We start from the raw sequence: 19,399 nt of genomic DNA on the forward strand, positions 1-19,399 counted from the left end.
TAATGAGAAACGCCGCGTATTACCTCGTTTTTTTTATATTCTTCGTGGTAATTATCCTCCCTGCCGTTGTGGTGAAGAGCTGCAGCGACCTTCTGCCGGAAAGGACCGGGGAGCCTGAAAAAGTGGATAAGCCCGGGGGACTGATGGTCTCACTCTATGTGACCTCCAAGAACAGCATTGAGAAAATTCCCCTCGAGGAATATGTAAAGGGAGTGGTGGCGGCCGAAATGCCGGCCGGATTTAAAATGGAGGCCCTGAAGGCTCAGGCGGTGGCTGCCAGGACCTACGCATATAAAAGGATGAGATCGGCTGGAGGGACCGGTTGCAGTCTGCACCCGGAAGCCGACGTGTGCGACGACCCGACCCACTGCCAGGCCTGGATAACAAGGGGAGAGATGCTGAAAAAATGGGGGATATTCGCCTTTTACCACTACTACAGCAAGATCTCTCAGGCGGTGAAAAGCACCGCCGGTATGGTGATCCTTTACCAGGGCAAGCCCATCGACCCCCTTTTTCACTCCACCAGCGGCGGTAAGACGGAAAATTCCGAGGACGTCTGGGGGAATTTCATCCCTTACCTGCGCAGCGTAACCAGCCCCGGCGAGGAGACTTCGCCCAGGTTTGTGGCCGTAAAGCAGGTGCCCGTCAACGAGGTTGTTTCAAAACTAAGGCAGAAATGGCCTGACATAGTGCTGGATCCCAGAAACCCTGAACGCCAGTGGAAAGTCGTAGAGAGGAGCGAGGGCGGCAGGATTAAAAAAATTCAGATAGGGAACAGGGTGGTCAACGGCACGGAGATCCGGGAACTGTTCCAGCTCAATTCCACCAACTTCAGGTGGGAGAGGGTCGGGGATAATATAAAATTCACCACCGTGGGTTACGGCCACGGCGTGGGTATGAGCCAGTACGGGGCCAACGCCATGGCCGAAAGGGGCGCCAATTATGTCGATATACTGAAGCACTACTATACGGGGGTTGAGGTTAAAAAGATAGAAGGGCTCAAATAAATTATATAAACGACGCATGCATAATGGAGGAAAATTATGGTCATAATATTAACGAGGTGATGCAGATGTTCCGCGTCCGGCGGCCCATCAGAGAATTTTTCTCCATTATGCAAAAAATGTGGAAGAAAATATCCTTAAAAAGGCTTTTACTCGTGGCATTTCTGGCGGTGCTCTTTACAGTAAACGGCGCCTTCTGGTACCTGAGGTTTTTCGGCAAAGGCCCGCAGCAGCCGCAGGATTACTCAGCTCCTAAAGAGTGGGAAATCAATCTGAATGAAGAAAAAATACCTGATAAGGCCGAAGATGAACAGGAAGTTGAACAGGAGCCTGCGGTGGAACCCGGCAGAGAGTCGGCCGAGCCGGTTCCCGGTTCTCAGGATATCCCGCCGGCGGATACCGCTGAGGTGAAGGGCGGCGAAAAAACTGCCGAAGCCGGTGTGGTTGAGGCTTTTGCCGGAAATCCTTCGACAATGGCCATGCCCGTGCTGGGAAAAATCATAACGGAGCATTCCTCCGACGGGCTGGTATATTCCAAGACCCTGGAGCAGTGGTGTGTCCATAAAGGCGTGGATATTGCGGCGGATACTGGCACACCGGTTAAAGCCGCCATGGCCGGAACGGTAGTCGAAGTGCGAAACTCCGATCCAAAGCTGGGTGTGGTCGTCGTAATAGACCATGGAAACGGCATCAAGACTCTCTACGGTAATCTGATGTCAGACAACCTCGTGCAGAAGGGGAAGCAAGTTAAAAAAGGCGACGTCATAGGGGGCGTCGGTAAGACGGCCCCCTATGAGATAGAGGATCCTCCCCACCTTCACTTCGAGGTTCTGAAAGGAACCGAGAGCATTGATCCAAGGAACTTTCTCCCCGATCTTTAAAAAGCCCCCCTTTAAAAAAGCATGGCCCTTAAAGGCCGTGCTTTATTTTTTTCTTCTAACAAAGTAAATAGCGACATATATATTTAGTAAAAACGGGCTGAGGGGGAATAAAAGTGAGAGATTACATGAGAGAAAGGATTCTGGCAATTGCGTCGTACATAATCGAAACTAAGGCTACCGTAAGGCAGGCCGCTAAAATATTCGGTGTCAGCAAGAGTACGGTGCATAAAGACATGACCGAGAGACTTCCCGAGATAAATCCAGAGAAGGCGAAATTGGTAAAGGAGGTGCTGGAATTCAACAAGGCCGAGAGGCACATCAGGGGAGGAAGGGCCACCAGAAGGAAGTACCTCAATTGTTAACAAAAATTTGGAAAAAAGAAGGAATTTTTGTATATATGTAGAATTTATACTTAAGTATCTGTTAAGTTTTGACAGGAGGTTACATAAATTTCATGGATATCGGTATAGACCTCGGAACAGCATCTGTACTAATGTACGTACGGGGGAAAGGTATCGTCCTCCAGGAACCTTCTGTAGTAGCTTTGGACAAGGATACGGGCAAAGTGCTGGCTGTCGGAGAACAGGCCTGGAAGATGATCGGCAGGACTCCCGGTAATATTGTGGCCATAAGGCCCATGCGGGGAGGTGTAATAGCCGATTATACTATAACGGAGCTGATGCTCAAGCATTTTCTGAACAAGGTCATTCAGCGAAAACTGTTCCGCCCCAGGGTTATGGTATGCGTGCCCGCGGTGATAACCGAGGTGGAAAAGAGGGCCGTTATCGAGGCGGCGGCCGCCGCCGGGGCAAGGCAGACCTTCCTCATTGAGGAGCCTGTTGCGGCGGCCATAGGAGCGGGCCTTGATATATCAAAACCGATGGGCAGCATGGTCGTCGACATCGGCGGGGGCACCACCGACATCGCCGTGCTTTCCCTGGGAGGAATCGTGTGCGGGACTTCGATAAGGGTAGCGGGAGATATGTTCGACGAAGCCATAATAAGGTACGTAAAAAAGGAGTTTAATCTAGCCATCGGAGAGCGCACCGCCGAGGAAGTGAAAATCTCCATAGCTACAGTGTTTCCGGATGCCAGTTCATCGGAATCTTTGGAAATCAGGGGCAGGAGCCTCGTCAGCGGGCTCCCCCAGACCATAACAATCAACGCCCGGCAGACATGTGAGGCTCTTCAGGAACCTGTAGAAAGGATAATCGAAGCTATATTCAGCGTGCTGGAGAGGACACCTCCGGAACTGGCGGCGGATCTCAGCGAGCGGGGCATAATCATGACCGGGGGCGGTTCTCTGCTGAAAGGTCTCGACAAGCTTATAGCCCACCGGACCAATATCCCGGTTTACATAGCGGAAGACGCCGTTTCCTGTGTCGCCTTGGGAGCCGGCAAGGCGTTGGAATGCCTTGATATGCTGGGATCTAAAGCCGTTTATAGAAGATGAGGGGGGAGGTGATAAGTAGTATGATAAGAGGACTTTATACTTCCGCGTCGGGGATGCTGGTGGAGATGGCAAGGACCGACGTCATCTCCAACAACCTGGCAAATGTGAACACCACGGGGTTTAAAAAGGACAGGGCCGTGTTCAGGGCTTTTCCGGAGATGAACATCCACCGCTTTGACGATCCTGAACCGGCAGGGGCCGGATTCAAAATCGATCCGGTGCCGTTTATAGGCGCGCTCGGGACGGGCGCCGTACTGGACGAAATCCACGTGGATTTCACCCAGGGCCGGATAGAAATGACCTCCAACCCTCTGGACCTGGCCATAGAGGATACTGCAGCGGGTGAAAGATCGTTTTTTGAAATTCAGACGCCGGAGGGAGTCCGCTACACCAGGGACGGCAGCTTTACCATCGATGCCGGCGGATTTCTGGTGACCAGGGAAGGGTACTACGTAATGGGCGAGAACGGCCCGGTAAACTTAAAGGAAGGCAGCAAGGTAGTGATAAACACCAGGGGAGAGGTGTATCTTGACGGCCAGCTGGTGGACAGGCTCCGAATTGCGGCTTTTCCGGCGGGTTCGCTTCTTGAAAAACAGGGCGATAACCTTTATAGTGCTCAGGAGGGCGTGCCCTTACCGGCCGATGCCCGGATAATTCAGGGAGCCTTGGAGCGGTCCAATGTAAACGCCGTTTCTGAAATGGTAAGCCTCATATCGGCCTTCAGGGCTTACGAGGCGAATCAGAGGGTTGTAAAAGCCCACGATGACACGCTGGCTAGCGCTGTAAACGAAATCGCGAGAATATAAAATAGGGCCGGACTGCATTGCAGGGGCCCTCCGCTGCTGAACGATTGAGGCAGCGAGATTTAATGGGGAGGGATTTTGCCATGATGCGAGCGCTCTGGAGTGCGGGCTCGGGCATGCTTGCCCAGCAGCTCAACGTCGACGTGATTTCAAATAACCTGGCAAACGTAAACACCACCGGCTACAAAAAAAGCAGGGTGGAGTTTAAGGATCTGCTTTACGAGACCTTACGGAGGCCCGATGTTTATCAGCCCGGACAGGGGAATCCGGTGGGACTGCAGGTTGGACATGGCGTAAGACCTTCCTCGACTACCCGCTTTTTCACCCAGGGTAACCTCCAGCAGACGGGAAATACCTTCGACTTGGCCATCGAGGGGGAAGGCTTTTTCGTGGTGGAAAGGCCCGATGGAAGCCGGGCTTTTACCAGGGATGGATCCTTTAAATTATCCATAGACGGGTCCGACAGGTACCTGGTCACGTCTGAAGGATATTACGTGCTCAGCACCGATGAGGATTACATATCGATACCCGAAGACCTCACGGATATAAACATATCGGCCGGCGGCACCATAACGGGCCGCGACAGGGACGGCAATATTCAGGAAATTGGAACTATCGCCCTGGCCACATTTTTAAACCCCGAGGGCCTGCTGGCCGTGGGCAACAACCTCTTTGAGCAGACGGCGGCATCGGGAGAATACCGGCTGAAACAGGACCCCGGCGAACCGGGATTCGGTACCGTGTTGCAGGGCTTCCTGGAGATGTCCAACGTGCAGGTCGTGGAAGAGATGGTGAATTTAATCGTAGCCCAGAGGGCCTATGAAATAAATACAAAGGCCATCCAGACCAGCGACGAAATGCTGGGCGAAGCCAATAATCTCAGGAGATAGGAGGTTCTGAGGCTTGAAAGTAGAATCCGTAAGCCCCGTCGCTGCGGCCGTTGAAGCCGAAAGGGCGAAATCCGAATTGAAAAAGGTATGCAAGCAGTTCGAGGCAATCTTTTTGAGATACCTTCTAAAAGAGATGCGAGAGACCGTGCCAAATTCGGGATTTCTGGGACACGGCCTGGCTTTCGACATAGCCCGGTCCATGCACGATGACGCACTGGCCGAGGAACTTTCCAGGAATAATGGGATAGGAATTGCGGAACAATTGTACAGGCAGCTCTCCCGATACGTATAACGACGGTGAGTAACGGAGGTTTTTATGCTGGGAATAGAAGAAATTCAGAAAATAATACCTCATAGATATCCTTTTTTGCTGGTGGACAGGATCCTTGAAATGGAACCCGGCAGGAAGGCCGTAGGAGTCAAAAACGTAACCGCCAACGAGCATTTTTTTGCCGGGCATTTCCCCGGCAGGCCCATCATGCCCGGCGTGCTGATAGTAGAAGCCCTTGCCCAGGTGGGCGCCTGCGCCATCCTGAGCGCCGAAGAGAACAAAGGGAAACTCGCCCTTTTTGCCGGTATCGACGGTATGAGGTTCAAAAGACAGGTGGTACCGGGAGATGTGCTCACCCTGGAGGTGGAGATAATAAAGCTCAAAGGCTCCGTCGGTAAGGGAAAGGCCAGAGCCACCGTCAACGGTGAAACGGCCGCCGAAGGGGAGCTCATGTTCGCCCTGGTTTAAATAAAAAGGGCAAAGACCGGGAAAAATACTCTTAAGGTGAAACGAGGTGGTTTAGACGTGAAACACCCCAAGACCTTAAGAGTATTTTTAACGTACGGGCTAATAGTTTCGATTCTCCTGCTGTGCCTGGCCGTAGCGGCGGGCTGCTCCAGAGGGTCCGCCAAGTCTTCCCCCAAAAGCTCGGATCAGCAAAAAAAGGGGATGTTCGCGCTGAAGCAGCTGGAGGAAGATGTGGAAAAGCTCATTAAAGAGTTTGAAAAAGACTACCTGGCTTTCCAGGCCCCACCGGGAGGAACTCAAGGAGGCTCCGGGGGTCAGGGCGGCCAGGGAGCACAGAAAGGCGGCGGGCAGGGGGGAGGACAGCAGAAACAGGGCCAGAATCAAGGCCAGTCTAAAGAGCAAGAGCAGGGGAGCCAGGGCGGGGGCCAGCAGCAGGGTGGAGGGCAGCAGGATGGGAGTCAGCAACAGGCCGGCAGCCAGCAAAAGCCCGACTGGACTAAATACGAAAAGATGGTATTTCTCATCCATTCCCAGTGGAACAATTTCCGGGAAGAAGCCCTGAAAAAAGGGGCGGGAATGGAGATGATCACCGCCTTTAACACTAAACTGAACGAACTGACCCAAATGCTGACAAGGCAGGACCTTTACGGCGGCGTGCTGGCAGCCAACGACCTTTATGACAGAACCGTGGCTTTCGGCAGGCTGTTTCAGGGCGGGCCGGCAATAGGCGTAAAGAGAACATTATATTACACAAGGGATGCGGCGTACAGGGCTCTCAACAATCAGGGTCAGGAAGCTGCCGCCTCGATGGATAGGGCCCTGCAGGAGTGGGAAATGGGCAAATCGCAGTTGAAAGACAACACGATGGCCAGCAAGGTCGAATTTTCCCTGAAGGAGCTGTCCGAAGCCATCGGAGCCGGGGATCCCAATCTGATCAAGATGAAGTATCAGATAGCCGAAAAAAATATAAAGGACGCGGAAAAAAGCGTACAGCAGGAATGATTAGAAGAGAGTTCCCAGCCGGAAAACCGGGCTGGGCCCTTTTATGTCCGGCAGCTTCGAGGCGGTAAAAACGACGCATGTAGAAGGTCCCGCCGGTTTTTTCGTATTTACGGGCGGACAGAGCTCCCACCGCACCGACAGTTCCGACACTCTTGCCAGGTGTTCCACCTCACCCTTTATCCCCCTTGAACCCACCGGAATTATATCGTGCACTTCCGGCAGGGAAAGCAGCCGCCTGACGGCACCGGTATCGGCTATATCGGGGTCGTGGAGGCTGACCTCGTTTCCCACCTTTGGAACGCCGAGACAGTAAACCCCGTCTCCCGGTTCCGTCCTGCCCATGCGCAGCCCCCCTTCTTTAACGAGGCCGACGGCGGTCACGCCCAGCCCGGTTTGGCAGGTAGGGATGTTCTTTTCGGTGCTGATGGTGATGGGTATATTAAAGCCCGACGCGCAGAGTTCGTCCATAACGCCCTTCAGCAGGCCCTCACCCGTCGGCGACGGTTCGCTGCATATAGTTGCGGTGAGGACCAGGGGATCCGCACCTATCGCCAGCAATTCCATTAGCGTCACCCGGCAGGTGAACCGGCCGGTGATGTAAGGCGGGACCTTCACCACATCCCTTTCCTTCTCCCCGATGCCTCCCGCGGAATCGCAGGCCACGGCCAGATAGATTCCGGGCTGAAGCTCCACCAGGGCGACGTCCCTGTTCGGTGGGGCTATATTTTTATGCGGCATGGTCTTCACCCTTTGTCCTCTGTATGTATCTGTAAAGCAGTGCCGAAGCGGCTACATTCAGGGCCGAGGCCACTACTAGAGGAAACACCATAGCCGTGAAAAACCCGGGTCCGAAGCCGGGGATGAGTATGAAACTTGCGGGAGCCAGGATTCCATTCATGAGCGAGGCGGCGACCACCGCAAGTATGAGACTCCTTTTGGCCGTCAGGCCGAATACCCAAGCGAAAAATGCCATTTCCGCAGCTATTAAAAGGTGCAGAGGAAGTGACAGCGGGAAGCCTGCGCTCATACTGGTAAATAAATGGCCCAGGGCGGCGGTGAGAGCTCCGTAACCGGGACCGAGAAAGAGAGCGGCCATGTACCCAGGGGCCGAGTCAAAGGCCACGGTTCCCGTGGGGCTGGGCACCTTTATGCCTGCTCCCACGAAGCTCAGGGCTATAAACATGGCGGTTAAGGTGAGATCTTTTGTTTTTTGACCGATCATCAATCATACCTCCTGTCCGAAATTATTCAGGGAATTTCCGGTACGTAAATTAATCGGCAGGTAACGGGCCGGTGCCGGAGCGGTAAACAAAAAAGCCCACAGTCTAATTTGTAAATTAGACCGTGGACTTTACCATCATCCCCGGACGGCTACCTTTCAAGGCAGGTCTCCTGGCTCTGGTTCATCGCCGCCTTATGCCTTCCCGGTTTCCCAGTGGCATCTTATAAGGCGGCTTCCCATTACAGTGGCGGGACCGCGCCGGACTTTCACCGGACTTCCCTATTCTCCCCGGAAAGGGGCACCTTGAAGGTTTCAAATTTTTAGCTGTTCGAAAATAATTATATAACCGTTTACAGCAATCTGTCAACTCTTGTACTTCTGTGGAGACACGGGTGTATACGTATGCCGCGTTCTGATTTACTATTATCCATGGTTTTACCATTTTCCTTCCGTTCAGGATTAAAATGAAGTTCAAGTGGTAATGGTTTCATCAAATAATTGAAATTATTTGATGAAATTATTTGATGCGTCCAGAGTGTTAAAAAGTTATTGACAAGCAGCATACTAATATGGTAGTATGTAAGTGAAAATATTCAGGCGAGTACAAACAGCCTGAAATACAGGTGATATTATATGAAACTGAGCATCCATGACCTGAAAAACAAACAAGTCTGGCAAAAAAGGGGATATGAACTGCCTGCTTTTGACGTTGAGGCAGTCAGAGAGAGGACTCTAAAAGAGCCCATATGGCTTCACTTTGGTGCAGGAAATATATTCAGAGCATTTCCGGCGGTATTGCAGCAAACTCTTCTTGATAAAGGCTTTTGTGACAAAGGGATAATAGTATGTGAGTCCTTTGATGAAGAAATTATTGAAAAGGCGTATGCTCCTTTTGATAATTTGAGTTTGCTTGTCACTTTAAAAGCCGATGGAAGCATGGATAAAAAGGTCGTAGCCAGCGTAGTTCATGCAATTCCCGCAAAAGACCACATGGATGAGCTTGAAAGGATATTTACATCTCCTTCGCTGCAGATGGTGAGTTTTACTATAACCGAAAAAGGATATTCGCTTACGGACTCTAAGGGAGAATATTATCCGGATGTGCTCAGCGACTTTGAGAATCTTCCTGAAGAGCCTAAGAGTCTCATGGGAAAGGTAGCCGCTTTATGTTATAAAAGATATCTGGCGGGAAAGTTGCCTGTTGCATTGGTAAGTATGGACAACTGCTCCCATAATGGAACAAAGCTTTGTAATGCGGTAAGAACTTTTGCAGATAACTGGGTAAAAAGAGGATTGGTGGATGCGGGTTTTGCTGATTATATCAACAATCCGCGTCTGGTATCCTTCCCGTGGAGTATGATTGATAAAATAACTCCGCGTCCTTCTGAACGGGTAAAAGCCGTACTTGAAGCTGACGGCTTTGAGGGTGCTGACATTATACGCACAGCCAAAAATACATATATATCTTCATTTGTAAACGCGGAGCAAACTGAATATCTGGTAATTGAAGATTCCTTCCCGAATTCAAGACCACCCCTGGAAAAAGCGGGTGTTATATTTACTGACAGGGAAACGGTGGACAAGGTAGAAAAGATGAAAGTCTGCACCTGTTTGAATCCCCTTCATACAATCCTGGCTGTTTACGGCTGTCTCCTCGGCTATACTTCAATATCAGAAGAAATGAAAGATAAACACCTCAAGACTTTTATTCAAAAAGCCGGCTATGAAGAAGGACTGCCGGTAGTGGTTGATCCAGGCATTATAAGACCTGAAGACTTTATAAACGAGGTAATTGAAAAACGACTGCCCAATCCTTTTTTACCGGATACTCCGCAGAGGATTGCCTGCGACACGTCGCAAAAAATCCCCGTTCGTTTTGGCGAAACCCTAAAGGCATATATTGCTTACGGAAAAGATTTATCCACACTGACATATATACCGCTGTTCTTTGCGGGTTGGCTCCGATATCTAATGGGAGTTGACGACGAGGGGAATCCATTTACATTAAGCCCCGACCCGATGCTTGAAGTTCTGCAGGGGTATGTCAAGGAGATTTCTCTCGGTGATAGAGGCCCCTTTACGGAGATTCTAAGGCCGATTTTATCCGACAGCAAAATTTTTGGTGTAAATTTATATGAATATGGCATTGCATCAAAGGTTGAGGGCATGTTTGAGGAACTAGTAGCCGGTAAGGGTGCCGTAAGGAAGACTCTGGAAAAATATATTAACATTTAATAGTCTTGTATACTGGCCATATGCATATATGCATATGGCTGAGATTAATAAAAGGGGAGGAAAAAAATGAAAAAGATTTTATCGGTAGTGCTGGTGCTTGTAATGGTTCTGGTGGTTATGACGGGATGCTCTGGCGGCTCCAAACCCGAAGGCAATGAAAATTCGGCTCCAGCCGATGATGGTAAGGTGTATACGCTGAAAATGTCAACGCAGTTGAATGAAACGCACCCAATGGTAGATGGTTTTAAAGAGCTGGCAAAAAGAGTTGCCGAAAAGACCGGTGGAAAGCTTGTAATTGAAGTTTATCCCAGCGCACAGCTTGGCTCCGATGAAGATGTAATCGAGCAGGCAATTCAAGGTGTAAATGTGGCGGTACTCACCGATGGCGGCCGTATGGGAAACTATGTAAAAGAAATGGGTATTATCGGTATGCCTTACTTCGCAGACAGCTATGAAGATATATTGAAGGTAACACAGAGTGATACATTTAAAGAATGGGAAAAGCAGCTCGCCGAGGAACACGGTATCAGAGTACTTTCTTTCAACTGGTATGACGGTGCAAGGCATTTCCTTACAAACAAGCCTGTAACAAAACCCGCTGACCTTAACGGTTTAAGAATAAGAACACCGGGTGCACCGGTTTGGTCGGAATCTGTTAAGGCCATGGGAGCTACACCTGTCTCGATGCCCTGGACGGAGGTTTACCCGGCTATGCAGCAGAAGGCTATTGACGGGGCGGAAGGTCAGCATACTGCTACCTATTCATCAAGATTATATGAGGTTCTCAAGTATATAAACAAGACAGCTCATTTCCAGCTTGTTAACGGTATTATTGTAGGCGAAAAGTGGTTTAAAACACTACCAGCAGAGTATCAGCAGATTCTACGCGATGAAACAAAGGCGGTTGCTGCTGAAAATGCAAAACTAATTATGAAACTATCTGATGAGTATGAAGCGAAGATGGTTGAAAAAGGCATGAAAGTTGTCGAGGTTGATATAGAAGCATTCAAGGAAGCGGCCGATAAAGCTTATGATGCCCTGGGGTTCAGGGAACTCAAGGAAAAGATTTATGCAGAAATCGGCAAAAAATAACTGACGGTGAGAGAGATGAAAGCACTGTATAGATATTTTTGTAAATTTGAGGAGTTAGTGGTTCAAGTATTTTTGTGCGCTGTTGTATTTTTAGTGTTTTCATCAGCAATATGCCGCACGTTAAAGTTTCCCATTAACTGGGCAATAGATCTTTCCTTATTGCTCTTCGCCTGGACAGTATTTCTGGGAGCCGATATGGCTCTCAGAAATACCGACCTTGTAAATGTGGATATGATAATAAAACAATTATCACCCGGCGCTCGAAAGGGACTTTATATACTCTGGCAGATAGTTATACTTGCCTTTCTGGCTTCCCTTGTCTTGTATGGTATACCATTGTCACTGGAAAGTTCAAAGCGTTTATTTCAGACATTAGGTATAAGCTACTCCTGGGCTACAATCAGTGTACCGGTGGGATCTTTTCTTATGATGATTTCAACCGGTATAAAGATTTATAAAGCTGCAAAAACACCTGTAGTTAAAGGGAAGTGAAGTTATGTTACTCGTATTAATAATATTTTTGGGTTTGCTGGCTTTCGGTATGCCTGTGGCCTTTTCCATAGGTATCTCCGGTGTGACATATTTCCTTACAACACCCGATATACCATTCTCCATAGTTGTTCAACGAGTTGTAGCTTCAACTCAATCTTTTACATTACTCGCAATTCCGTTGTTTATATTTGCCGGTAACTTGATGAATAACACAGGTATAACCAAAAAACTCATAAGACTTTCAGATGTGCTTACCGGTCATATGTACGGCAACCTGGCCCAGATAAGCGTTGTTCTCAGCACCCTGATGGGGGGCGTATCCGGTTCGGCCACAGCGGATGCTGCGATGGAAACACGAATTCTCGGCCCAGAAATGCTCAGAAAGGGTTATTCAAGAGGCTACAGTGCGGCAATAAACGGGCTATCCGCTTTAATAACCGCCACAATTCCTCCAAGTATGGGATTGATTATTTACGGTTCAGTCGGTGAGGTATCGGTGGGCAGGCTTTTTGCCGCAGGTATTGTTCCCGGATTCCTCATGATGGCTGCACTTATGCTGGCTGTATCCATATCCGCAAGAAAACGCGGATATTTGCCTGCAAAAGCAAAGCCGGCCTCTTTAAAGGAAATTTTCATTGCCTTTAAAGAAAGTTTCTGGGCACTTATTTTTCCGGTCATATTAATTGTCGGATACGTTTCGGTGTTTTTACACCTTCCGAAGCCGGTGCCTTTGCCGCAGTTTATGCCATTTTTGTCGGCGCGGTTATATATAAAGAACTCACATGGGAGTCATTTATGCGGACTTTAAAGGATAGTGCCATGGACATAGGTTCGATAATGCTCATAATTGCATTGTCCGGTATTATTGGTTACGGCATTGTATATGACAGAGTACCCCAAAAACTTGCCGAGTTCCTTATTGGCATAACTGCAAATCCCATACTGCTTCAGTTAATAATTGTTGTCTTTCTCATGATCGCCGGCATGTTTGTTGAAACTACTGTTTTGGCTTTGCTTCTTACTCCCATATTGCTGCCAGTTGTTACCAGTGTCGGAATAGATCCGGTGCACTTCGGCGTGCTTATGATGACTGTCGTTACCATGGGAATAATGACACCTCCTCTTGGTGTGGCCCTGTATACGGTATCATCTTTAATGGAATGTTCACCTGAAGAAACCACAAAGGAAGCTATACCATTTTTTATTGCAATTTTAGCGGTAGTAGGAATAATGATTGCCTTTCCGGATTTAGTTCTTTTCATTCCAAATCTTATTTTTGACTAGTGGAGTGTGATGTTACTTGAAAATGGTTTTTAGATGGTTCGGAAAAGGATTCGACAAAATTCCTCTCGAGTATATTCGGCAAATACCGGGCATAACAGGTGTAGTAACTAGTCTAATGGATATACCTGTAGGAGAGGTCTGGCCTTTAGAAAGAGTAAAGGTATTAAAAGAAGAAGTTGAGAGTTACGGCCTAAAGGTTGAAGTAATAGAGAGCGTAAATATCCATGAGGATATAAAACTGGGAGAAAAAACAAGGGATAAATATATAGAGGCTTATATCAATACGATGGAAAATCTATCACAGATAGGTGTGAAAGTAATATGCTATAACTTCATGCCTGTACTGGATTGGGCAAGGAGCGACCTTGCAAGGCCATTGGAAGACGGCTCCAATACCATGGCATATAATCATGAATATATTTTAAAAATTGATCCCAGCAATCTTGCCAATCGATTTAGTGAGCAGTCAAACGGCTTTGAGCTGCCTGGTTGGGAGCCGGACAGGCTAAAAGAGATGTCTGTTACCATAGAGAAATATAAAAACGTCAGCGAGGAACAGTACTGGAAGAATATTAAATACTTCCTTGACAGTGTAATACCATATGCTGAAAAATATGATATAAAGCTGGCCATACACCCGGACGATCCACCATGGCCTATATTTGGCCTGCCCAGGGTGATAACAAGCAGAGAAAATATACGCAAATTCCTTGACCTTAATAAGAGCCCGTATAACGGCCTAACCCTCTGTACGGGTTCATTGGGAGCAAATAAAAACAATGACATCCCTGCTATCGTGAGGGAATTTGTGGGTGAGGGAAGGGTTCATTTCGCTCATATCCGGAACTTAAAATTTGAGTCGGACAAGGATTTTTACGAAAGCGCACACTTGTCACAATGCGGTTCCTTTGACATGTTTGAGATAGTCAAAGCTTTCTATGACACAAAATTTACGGGGTATGTACGTCCCGACCACGGCCGCATGATCTGGGGAGAAACAGGCCGTCCCGGCTATGGTCTTTATGACAGAGCCCTTGGTGCGACATATCTGCAGGGCTTATGGGAAGCAATTGATAAAATGAGCCGTAAAAGTTAAAAAAACCAATTTTTGCATTTATTGACGTTTATTGACTTAGTGCTTATAATCTTAATCGAGACACCGGAAAGTGGGTGCAAAATCATGCTTGAAGTGCTTGAAAGAAATGGAAAAGAAAATGCAAGGGAATATGTAATAAGGGTTTTGCGGCACAACATTATAAATATGAATCTCAAGCCCGGACAGCTTGTGAGCGAAAATGAAATAGCTGAAATCCTCGGTGTGAGCCGCACACCAGTGAGAGAGGCATTTATAGAGCTTTCCAAATCATCGATGGTCGAGATATATCCTCAGAAGGGAACGTATATCTCGCGGATTGATATGGAAATGGTAGAGGAATCCCGTTTTGTGCGGTGTGTGCTTGAAAAAGCTGTTGTACAGCTTGCTTGTAAAATGATTTCCGAGGCCGATATAGTAGCTTTGGAGGAAAATCTGCAGTTACAGAATTCCTGTGTAATTCGCAAAGATTTCAAGCGCCTACTTTCCTTAGATAACCATTTTCATGAGCTTTTATTCAAAGCCTGTAATAAAGTGACAACCTATAATCTTATTCAAAGCATGATGTCGCATTTTGACAGGGTGCGTATCCTTAACCTTGCAGAAATGGATATGCAAAGGACTGTTAATGACCATAAAGAGATATTACAGGCCATAAAAGACAAAGATGAAAAGACGGCAGCGGATTTAATGGAGAAGCACCTTACCAGAGTGATTTTTGATCAGACCTACTTAAAAGAAGTACATCCTGAATATTTTAAATAAAACCTTTCGGACTTAATAGTACAAAAAATCCAATTTTCCTTTTTTAAGGGGCGGCGGGGATGAAAAAGCTGAAAACCGACCCTTCGCCTTCGCGGCTTTCCACCCAGATCCTGCCGCCGTGGGCTTCCACCAGGCCTCTTGTTATGGCCAGGCCCAGCCCCATACCCCCGGTCCTGCGGGAACGGGATTTTTCCGCCCTGTAGAACCTCTCGAAGATGTAAGGGAGGTCTTCTTTTTTTATGCCGCCGCCGGTGTCTTTCACCCTGAAAACCACCCCTCCTTCGGCCTTTTCTGCGGATAGTTCTATGCTGCCGGAAGACGTGTGCTGCAGGGCGTTGGCCAGCAGGTTGGTAATTATCTGGACCAGGCGGGTTGGATCCGCGTATACGGCGGGCAGGTTCCGGGGGAGGTTGATGTCAAACCGTACACCTTTTGCCTCGGCCTTGGTCTTGAAATGGATGAATTTGCCCGCGAGCTCGGCGGGAAAGATCCGGGTTCTGTTCAATTCCAGCTTGCCTGTCTCGGCCAGGCTGAGATCCGACAGGTCTTTAATGAGGCGGGTCATCCGCGAGACCTCTTCCTGCAGGGAGAGCATCAGAGCGGGCGAGGGCTCCAGCATCCCTTCCTGTATGGACTCCAGGGTGCCCTGAATTATGGCTATGGGGGTCCGCAGCTCGTGGGCTATATCGGCGGTGAGGTTCCTGCGCAGCTCCTCGCTTTTTCTGATGCTCTCGGCCATGGCGTTGAAGTCTTCAGCAAGATCGGCCAGCTCATCACCGGTTTTCAGCGTGATCTGCACATCCCTCTCCCCCCCGGAAAAACGCCTCACGGCTGCCGAAAGCTGCCTTACCGGTTCCGTCAACCGCCTGGAAACCAGCGCCCCTATTATGAGGGCCAGGCCGAGGCCGAAGGCCACCGAAAAGAGGGAATAGGAGGACAAAGTCCTGTAGAAGACGAATTCCAGGCTCCTCTCGGCGGGCCTGAGGGGGGATCTTACGGTGACAAAGCCCACGATTTCACCTTCCGAATACACCGGTGCTGTGATGCTGGCGGTCCGCACCTGCCCGTTGAAGCCCGGCGTGGATGCCACTATCCTGCCGGATGCATCGGTTACAATTATATCGTTCTGTAGTAAAAATATCAGCCCCATGCCGCCCATGGAGCCCGGTCTCATCCCCATGTGGGGGCCGTGCATTCTTCTCATGTAGGATATGTCCTCTAACAGACTCTGAACGCCCGCCCATCCCGACTGGTCGTATACATCGCCCACGATCCTGCTCACCTGCAGGACTAACTGGGTCCGGTTCTTTCTCACGTAGTCGTTAAACGCCTTTCTGGTCAGGGAGTAAAAGAACAGGATGGAGAGCGCTGACGTCAGTAGGGATACGGCCACCAGGCTAGCCGTTACGCGAAATCCTATTCCCCTCTTTCTCATGATAGACCTCCCAGTTTATAACCCGCGCCGTAGACGGTTTTGATGTAACAAGGATTTGAGGGGTTGTCCCCCAGTTTTTTCCTCAGGTTACTGATATGCGTATCTAGGGTTCTTTCGTACCCTTCGTAGTAACCGCCGAGCACCTCTTCCAGTATCCGCAGCCTGGAGACTACAGTTCCCGGGTTGGCCATCAAAATCGCCAGTATCCTGAATTCCGTTGGTGTCAGGGAGAGAGGCCGGCCGTTAAGGAAGGCGGTTTTTTCGTTGAGATCCAGCTTTATACCGCCGTATTCCAGAATAGTGTTTGCCGCCCCGGCGGGCTTGACTCTCCTCAGGACCGCACGGATCCGGGCGGCCAGCTCCCTGAGACTGAAGGGCTTTGTGATGTAGTCATCGCCGCCCAGCTCTAGGCCCAGCAGCTTGTCCTGTTCTTCTGCCCTGGCGGTCAGGAATATGACGGGAATTTTAATTTTTTCCCGGATGTTTCTCAGGATGTCGAATCCGGTAACTTCGGGCATCATGATATCCAGCACCGCCAGGTCGAACTTCTGCGTTTCAAGAAGTTTCAGGGCTTCCCCGCCGCTGTCGGCGATGGTGACGTCAAAACCCTCCTTTTCCAGATAATTTTTTATCAGGTTCAGCAGCTTGACCTCATCGTCTACTACCAGTATCCTGTAACCGCCCACATCTTCCCTCCTTGCCCGTACATCAATAGCGCAATTTATTATTTGCCTTAAATAAAGTATAGCATAACTGCAATCAATTTACGAAAAAATATACATAAAAGCCGGAGCGGCCGGTATAACTTCACCGGCCGCCCCGTAAGAAAAAGTTCGAGCTCAATTATTGAGTTTTACCGGGATCATATTCCGGACCGAAAAACCGCCCCATTTTGCCGGGGCCGAAACCGTGGCAGAATCCGGGCCCCATGCCGAAGACCGGCCCCCTGAATCCCCGAAGCTGCGAAAGCTGATCCTCTGTCAGTACATTCTTCATTTTTTCGGAATATTCTTTTTTGAGGTTGAACATTTTATCCCTGAGATCTTTCAGTTCTTCGAATTTAGCCTGTACAGCGTCTTGGTCGGGATTTTTAGAAAAGTAAAGATCCTGCAGCTCAAAATGCTTTTTGTCCATTTCATTTCGAAGTTCGATCATCTTCTGGTAGAACTCTGTTCTTATCTCCTTGAGCCGGCTGTACTGCTCATCGGTGAGATTCAACTGAGGCAAAGTGGGAGGATTTACACCGGCGGTTCGCTGGCCTCCGGGCCCTGCAGCCATGGCCATGGCTGCAGCTCCCAGGATAATTACCGCCATTACTCCCAGAGCAACAATTTTTTTAGACACGCGCATCCACTCCCTTCATTTTTTCATTGTCTCTAAACTTATTGTAGCCATAAAATTTAAGAAACTTATGAGAAGAATCTAAAGAAAATCTTAAGATTAACCTTAATAAACTCAAACCTCCTTAATGCCGGTGTAACGGGAAGGGAACTTATATTTTAAGGTCAAAATGCAAAAATTATTAGAGTAAGCAAAAATCTTTTGCGGCTTCAAAACTCTAATCGGTTTTTATACCCCGCTGCAGGTTTGGCACGCTTTTTGCTTTTAATTTTCGGCTAAAATACAAATTATCAAGGGGAGGGTGTACGGATGAAACGCATCAGGACCATAATAATGGGAGCTGCGGGGCGAGACTTTCACGTTTTCAATACCTATTTCAGGGACAACGAGTTATACGAGGTTGTGGCATTTACGGCTACCCAGATACCGAATATCGAGGGAAGGAAATATCCGGCCGACCTGGCGGGAAGGTTGTATCCCGACGGTATTCCCATATATCCCGAGAGCCGGCTGGAAGAGCTGGTAAAGGAGATGGGAGTCGACCAGGTGATTTTTGCTTACAGCGACGTATCCCATGAAGAAGTGATGCACAAGGCTTCCCGGGCGCTCAGCGCCGGGGCGGATTTCAGGCTCATGGGACCGAAGAGCACCATGATCAAATCGGTGAAACCGGTGGTATCGGTTTGCGCCGTCAGGACGGGCGTGGGAAAGAGCCAGACCACCAGAAGGGTATGCCAGATACTGAAGGATATGGGAAAGAAAGTAGTGGCTATAAGACATCCTATGCCTTACGGTGACCTCAGCCAGCAGGTGTGCCAGAGGTTCGCCACTTACGAAGACCTGGACCGCCATAAATGCACTATCGAAGAAAGGGAAGAATACGAACCCCATATCGATATGGGCATAGTGGTGTATGCAGGCGTGGATTACGGCGTGATCTTGAAGGAGGCGGAGAAGGAAGCCGACATAATAGTATGGGACGGCGGAAACAACGACTTCCCCTTCTACAACACCGACCTGCACATTGTACTGGTAGATCCCCACAGGCCCGGCCATGAAGTAAAATACCACCCGGGAGAAACCAACCTCAGAATGGCCGACGTGGTGGTGATTAACAAGATTGACACTGCTTCCTCCGAGGGAATTGATGCTGTGCGTAAAAGTATCGAACAGGTGAACCCGGGGGCTCAGGTGGTAGAGGCCGCTTCTCCGATATTTGTGGAAGATCCGGCTAAGATCAAGGGCAAGAGGGTGCTGGTGGTGGAAGATGGTCCAACGCTCACCCACGGCGAGATGACCTACGGGGCGGGTTACGTGGCTGCCAAGAAGTACGGCGCCGCCGATATAGTGGATCCCAGGCCGTACGCCGTAGGGAGCATAAAGGACACCTACGCCAAATACACCCACCTTTCGGCGATTCTGCCGGCTATGGGGTATGGAGACATACAGGTGAAGGAACTTGAGGAAACTATCAACAGAGCCGAGTGTGACACGGTTATAATCGGTACGCCCATCGACCTGACCAGGATAACGAAGCTCAATAAACCCACGGTAAGAGTCAGGTACAGGTTACAGGAAATCGGTACGCCCACTCTGGAGGATCTGCTCCGGAGGTTCCAGTAAGTGAATAAGGGGCTGTCACCGTAAAGGGACAGCCCTTTTTGGTCA

At 49.1% G+C, this 19,399-nt stretch carries 20 protein-coding genes, 1 pseudogene and 1 riboswitch; of the genes and pseudogenes, 16 read left to right on the forward strand and 5 right to left on the reverse strand.

All coding sequences use genetic code 11. The features are described 5' to 3' along the window. The first annotated feature begins 2 nt into the window (after nt 1-2). The 9 genes from spoIID to LZ11_RS01300 all read left to right on the forward strand — a co-directional run bounded on the left by spoIID (nt 3) and on the right by LZ11_RS01300 (nt 6,772). Nucleotides 3-1,007, forward strand: a complete 1,005-nt coding sequence (gene spoIID, locus LZ11_RS01260) for a stage II sporulation protein D (RefSeq protein WP_148865879.1) — start codon at nt 3-5, stop codon at nt 1,005-1,007. 65 nt (nt 1,008-1,072) lie between these two features. Further along, nucleotides 1,073-1,885: a M23 family metallopeptidase gene (locus LZ11_RS01265; protein WP_246110667.1), complete on the forward strand. Its 813-nt coding sequence runs from the start codon at nt 1,073-1,075 to the stop codon at nt 1,883-1,885. 113 nt (nt 1,886-1,998) lie between these two features. Further along, nucleotides 1,999-2,247: a sporulation transcriptional regulator SpoIIID gene (gene spoIIID / locus LZ11_RS01270; RefSeq protein WP_148865883.1), complete on the forward strand. Its 249-nt coding sequence runs from the start codon at nt 1,999-2,001 to the stop codon at nt 2,245-2,247. 92 nt (nt 2,248-2,339) lie between these two features. Beyond that, a complete protein-coding gene (mreB, locus tag LZ11_RS01275; protein ID WP_148865885.1) occupies nt 2,340-3,338 on the forward strand; it encodes a rod shape-determining protein MreB in 999 nt (332 codons plus the stop codon). Nucleotides 3,339-3,358: 20 nt separating this feature from the next. Continuing rightward, complete coding sequence (gene flgF / locus LZ11_RS01280; RefSeq protein ID WP_148865887.1) at nt 3,359-4,144, forward strand: flagellar basal-body rod protein FlgF; 786 nt, start codon at nt 3,359-3,361, stop codon at nt 4,142-4,144. An 80-nt stretch (nt 4,145-4,224) separates the two neighbouring features. Continuing rightward, nucleotides 4,225-5,031, forward strand: coding sequence for a flagellar basal-body rod protein FlgG (gene flgG, locus LZ11_RS01285; RefSeq protein WP_148865889.1), 807 nt, complete (start codon nt 4,225-4,227; stop codon nt 5,029-5,031). 13 nt (nt 5,032-5,044) lie between these two features. After that, nucleotides 5,045-5,323, forward strand: a complete 279-nt coding sequence (locus LZ11_RS01290; protein ID WP_148865891.1) for a rod-binding protein — start codon at nt 5,045-5,047, stop codon at nt 5,321-5,323. Nucleotides 5,324-5,347: 24 nt separating this feature from the next. Continuing rightward, complete coding sequence (fabZ, locus tag LZ11_RS01295) at nt 5,348-5,770, forward strand: 3-hydroxyacyl-ACP dehydratase FabZ (RefSeq protein ID WP_148865892.1); 423 nt, start codon at nt 5,348-5,350, stop codon at nt 5,768-5,770. A 57-nt stretch (nt 5,771-5,827) separates the two neighbouring features. Next, nucleotides 5,828-6,772: a hypothetical protein gene (locus LZ11_RS01300; RefSeq protein WP_148865894.1), complete on the forward strand. Its 945-nt coding sequence runs from the start codon at nt 5,828-5,830 to the stop codon at nt 6,770-6,772. Here the strand turns inward: LZ11_RS01300 and LZ11_RS01305 are convergent, their stop codons facing one another. Beyond that, on the reverse strand, nt 6,773-7,510 hold the full coding sequence (locus tag LZ11_RS01305; RefSeq protein WP_148865895.1) for an AIR synthase related protein: 738 nt from the start codon (nt 7,508-7,510) through the stop codon (nt 6,773-6,775). Further along, nucleotides 7,500-7,994, reverse strand: a complete 495-nt coding sequence (locus LZ11_RS01310; protein ID WP_148865897.1) for an ECF transporter S component — start codon at nt 7,992-7,994, stop codon at nt 7,500-7,502. The genes LZ11_RS01305 and LZ11_RS01310 overlap by 11 nt, the downstream gene beginning before the upstream one ends. Nucleotides 7,995-8,137: 143 nt before the next feature. Continuing rightward, a riboswitch (cobalamin riboswitch) is annotated at nt 8,138-8,315 on the reverse strand. Between the two features lie 312 nt (nt 8,316-8,627). On the opposite strand from LZ11_RS01310, the gene LZ11_RS01315 reads away from it, so the two are divergent. The 6 genes and pseudogenes from LZ11_RS01315 (at nt 8,628) to LZ11_RS01340 (ending at nt 14,955) form a co-directional block, all read left to right on the forward strand. After that, complete coding sequence (locus LZ11_RS01315) at nt 8,628-10,229, forward strand: mannitol dehydrogenase family protein (protein WP_148865899.1); 1,602 nt, start codon at nt 8,628-8,630, stop codon at nt 10,227-10,229. A 66-nt stretch (nt 10,230-10,295) separates the two neighbouring features. Next, complete coding sequence (locus LZ11_RS01320; protein ID WP_148865901.1) at nt 10,296-11,321, forward strand: C4-dicarboxylate TRAP transporter substrate-binding protein; 1,026 nt, start codon at nt 10,296-10,298, stop codon at nt 11,319-11,321. A 15-nt stretch (nt 11,322-11,336) separates the two neighbouring features. Then, nucleotides 11,337-11,813, forward strand: coding sequence for a TRAP transporter small permease (locus tag LZ11_RS01325; RefSeq protein ID WP_148865903.1), 477 nt, complete (start codon nt 11,337-11,339; stop codon nt 11,811-11,813). Nucleotides 11,814-11,817: 4 nt separating this feature from the next. Continuing rightward, nucleotides 11,818-13,097, forward strand: a pseudogene (locus tag LZ11_RS12620) (TRAP transporter large permease). Between the two features lie 16 nt (nt 13,098-13,113). Then, nucleotides 13,114-14,193 (forward strand): mannonate dehydratase, encoded by a 1,080-nt coding sequence (uxuA, locus tag LZ11_RS01335; protein ID WP_148865905.1) that lies wholly within the window; start codon nt 13,114-13,116, stop codon nt 14,191-14,193. 84 nt (nt 14,194-14,277) lie between these two features. Beyond that, nucleotides 14,278-14,955 carry a GntR family transcriptional regulator gene (locus tag LZ11_RS01340; RefSeq protein WP_148865907.1) on the forward strand — a complete coding sequence of 226 codons (678 nt, stop codon included), beginning with the start codon at nt 14,278-14,280 and terminating at the stop codon, nt 14,953-14,955. A gap of 43 nt (nt 14,956-14,998) precedes the next feature. Here LZ11_RS01340 and LZ11_RS01345 read toward each other — a convergent pair whose 3' ends face one another. From LZ11_RS01345 to LZ11_RS01355, 3 genes are all read right to left on the reverse strand, one after another. Further along, nucleotides 14,999-16,390, reverse strand: a complete 1,392-nt coding sequence (locus LZ11_RS01345; RefSeq protein ID WP_148865909.1) for a sensor histidine kinase — start codon at nt 16,388-16,390, stop codon at nt 14,999-15,001. Beyond that, a complete protein-coding gene (locus tag LZ11_RS01350) occupies nt 16,387-17,076 on the reverse strand; it encodes a response regulator transcription factor (protein WP_148865911.1) in 690 nt (229 codons plus the stop codon). Before LZ11_RS01350 ends, LZ11_RS01345 begins: the two co-directional genes overlap by 4 nt. Before the next feature lie 157 nt (nt 17,077-17,233). Beyond that, nucleotides 17,234-17,734, reverse strand: coding sequence for a Spy/CpxP family protein refolding chaperone (locus LZ11_RS01355; RefSeq protein ID WP_170240254.1), 501 nt, complete (start codon nt 17,732-17,734; stop codon nt 17,234-17,236). 306 nt (nt 17,735-18,040) lie between these two features. Here LZ11_RS01355 and LZ11_RS01360 point away from each other — a divergent pair, with 306 nt between their 5' ends. Next, nucleotides 18,041-19,354 carry a cyclic 2,3-diphosphoglycerate synthase gene (locus tag LZ11_RS01360; protein WP_148865915.1) on the forward strand — a complete coding sequence of 438 codons (1,314 nt, stop codon included), beginning with the start codon at nt 18,041-18,043 and terminating at the stop codon, nt 19,352-19,354. Nucleotides 19,355-19,399 lie beyond the last annotated feature (45 nt).

It is taken from the genome of Thermosediminibacter litoriperuensis, assembly GCF_008124715.1.
GTDB lineage: Bacteria > Bacillota > Thermosediminibacteria > Thermosediminibacterales > Thermosediminibacteraceae > Thermosediminibacter > Thermosediminibacter litoriperuensis.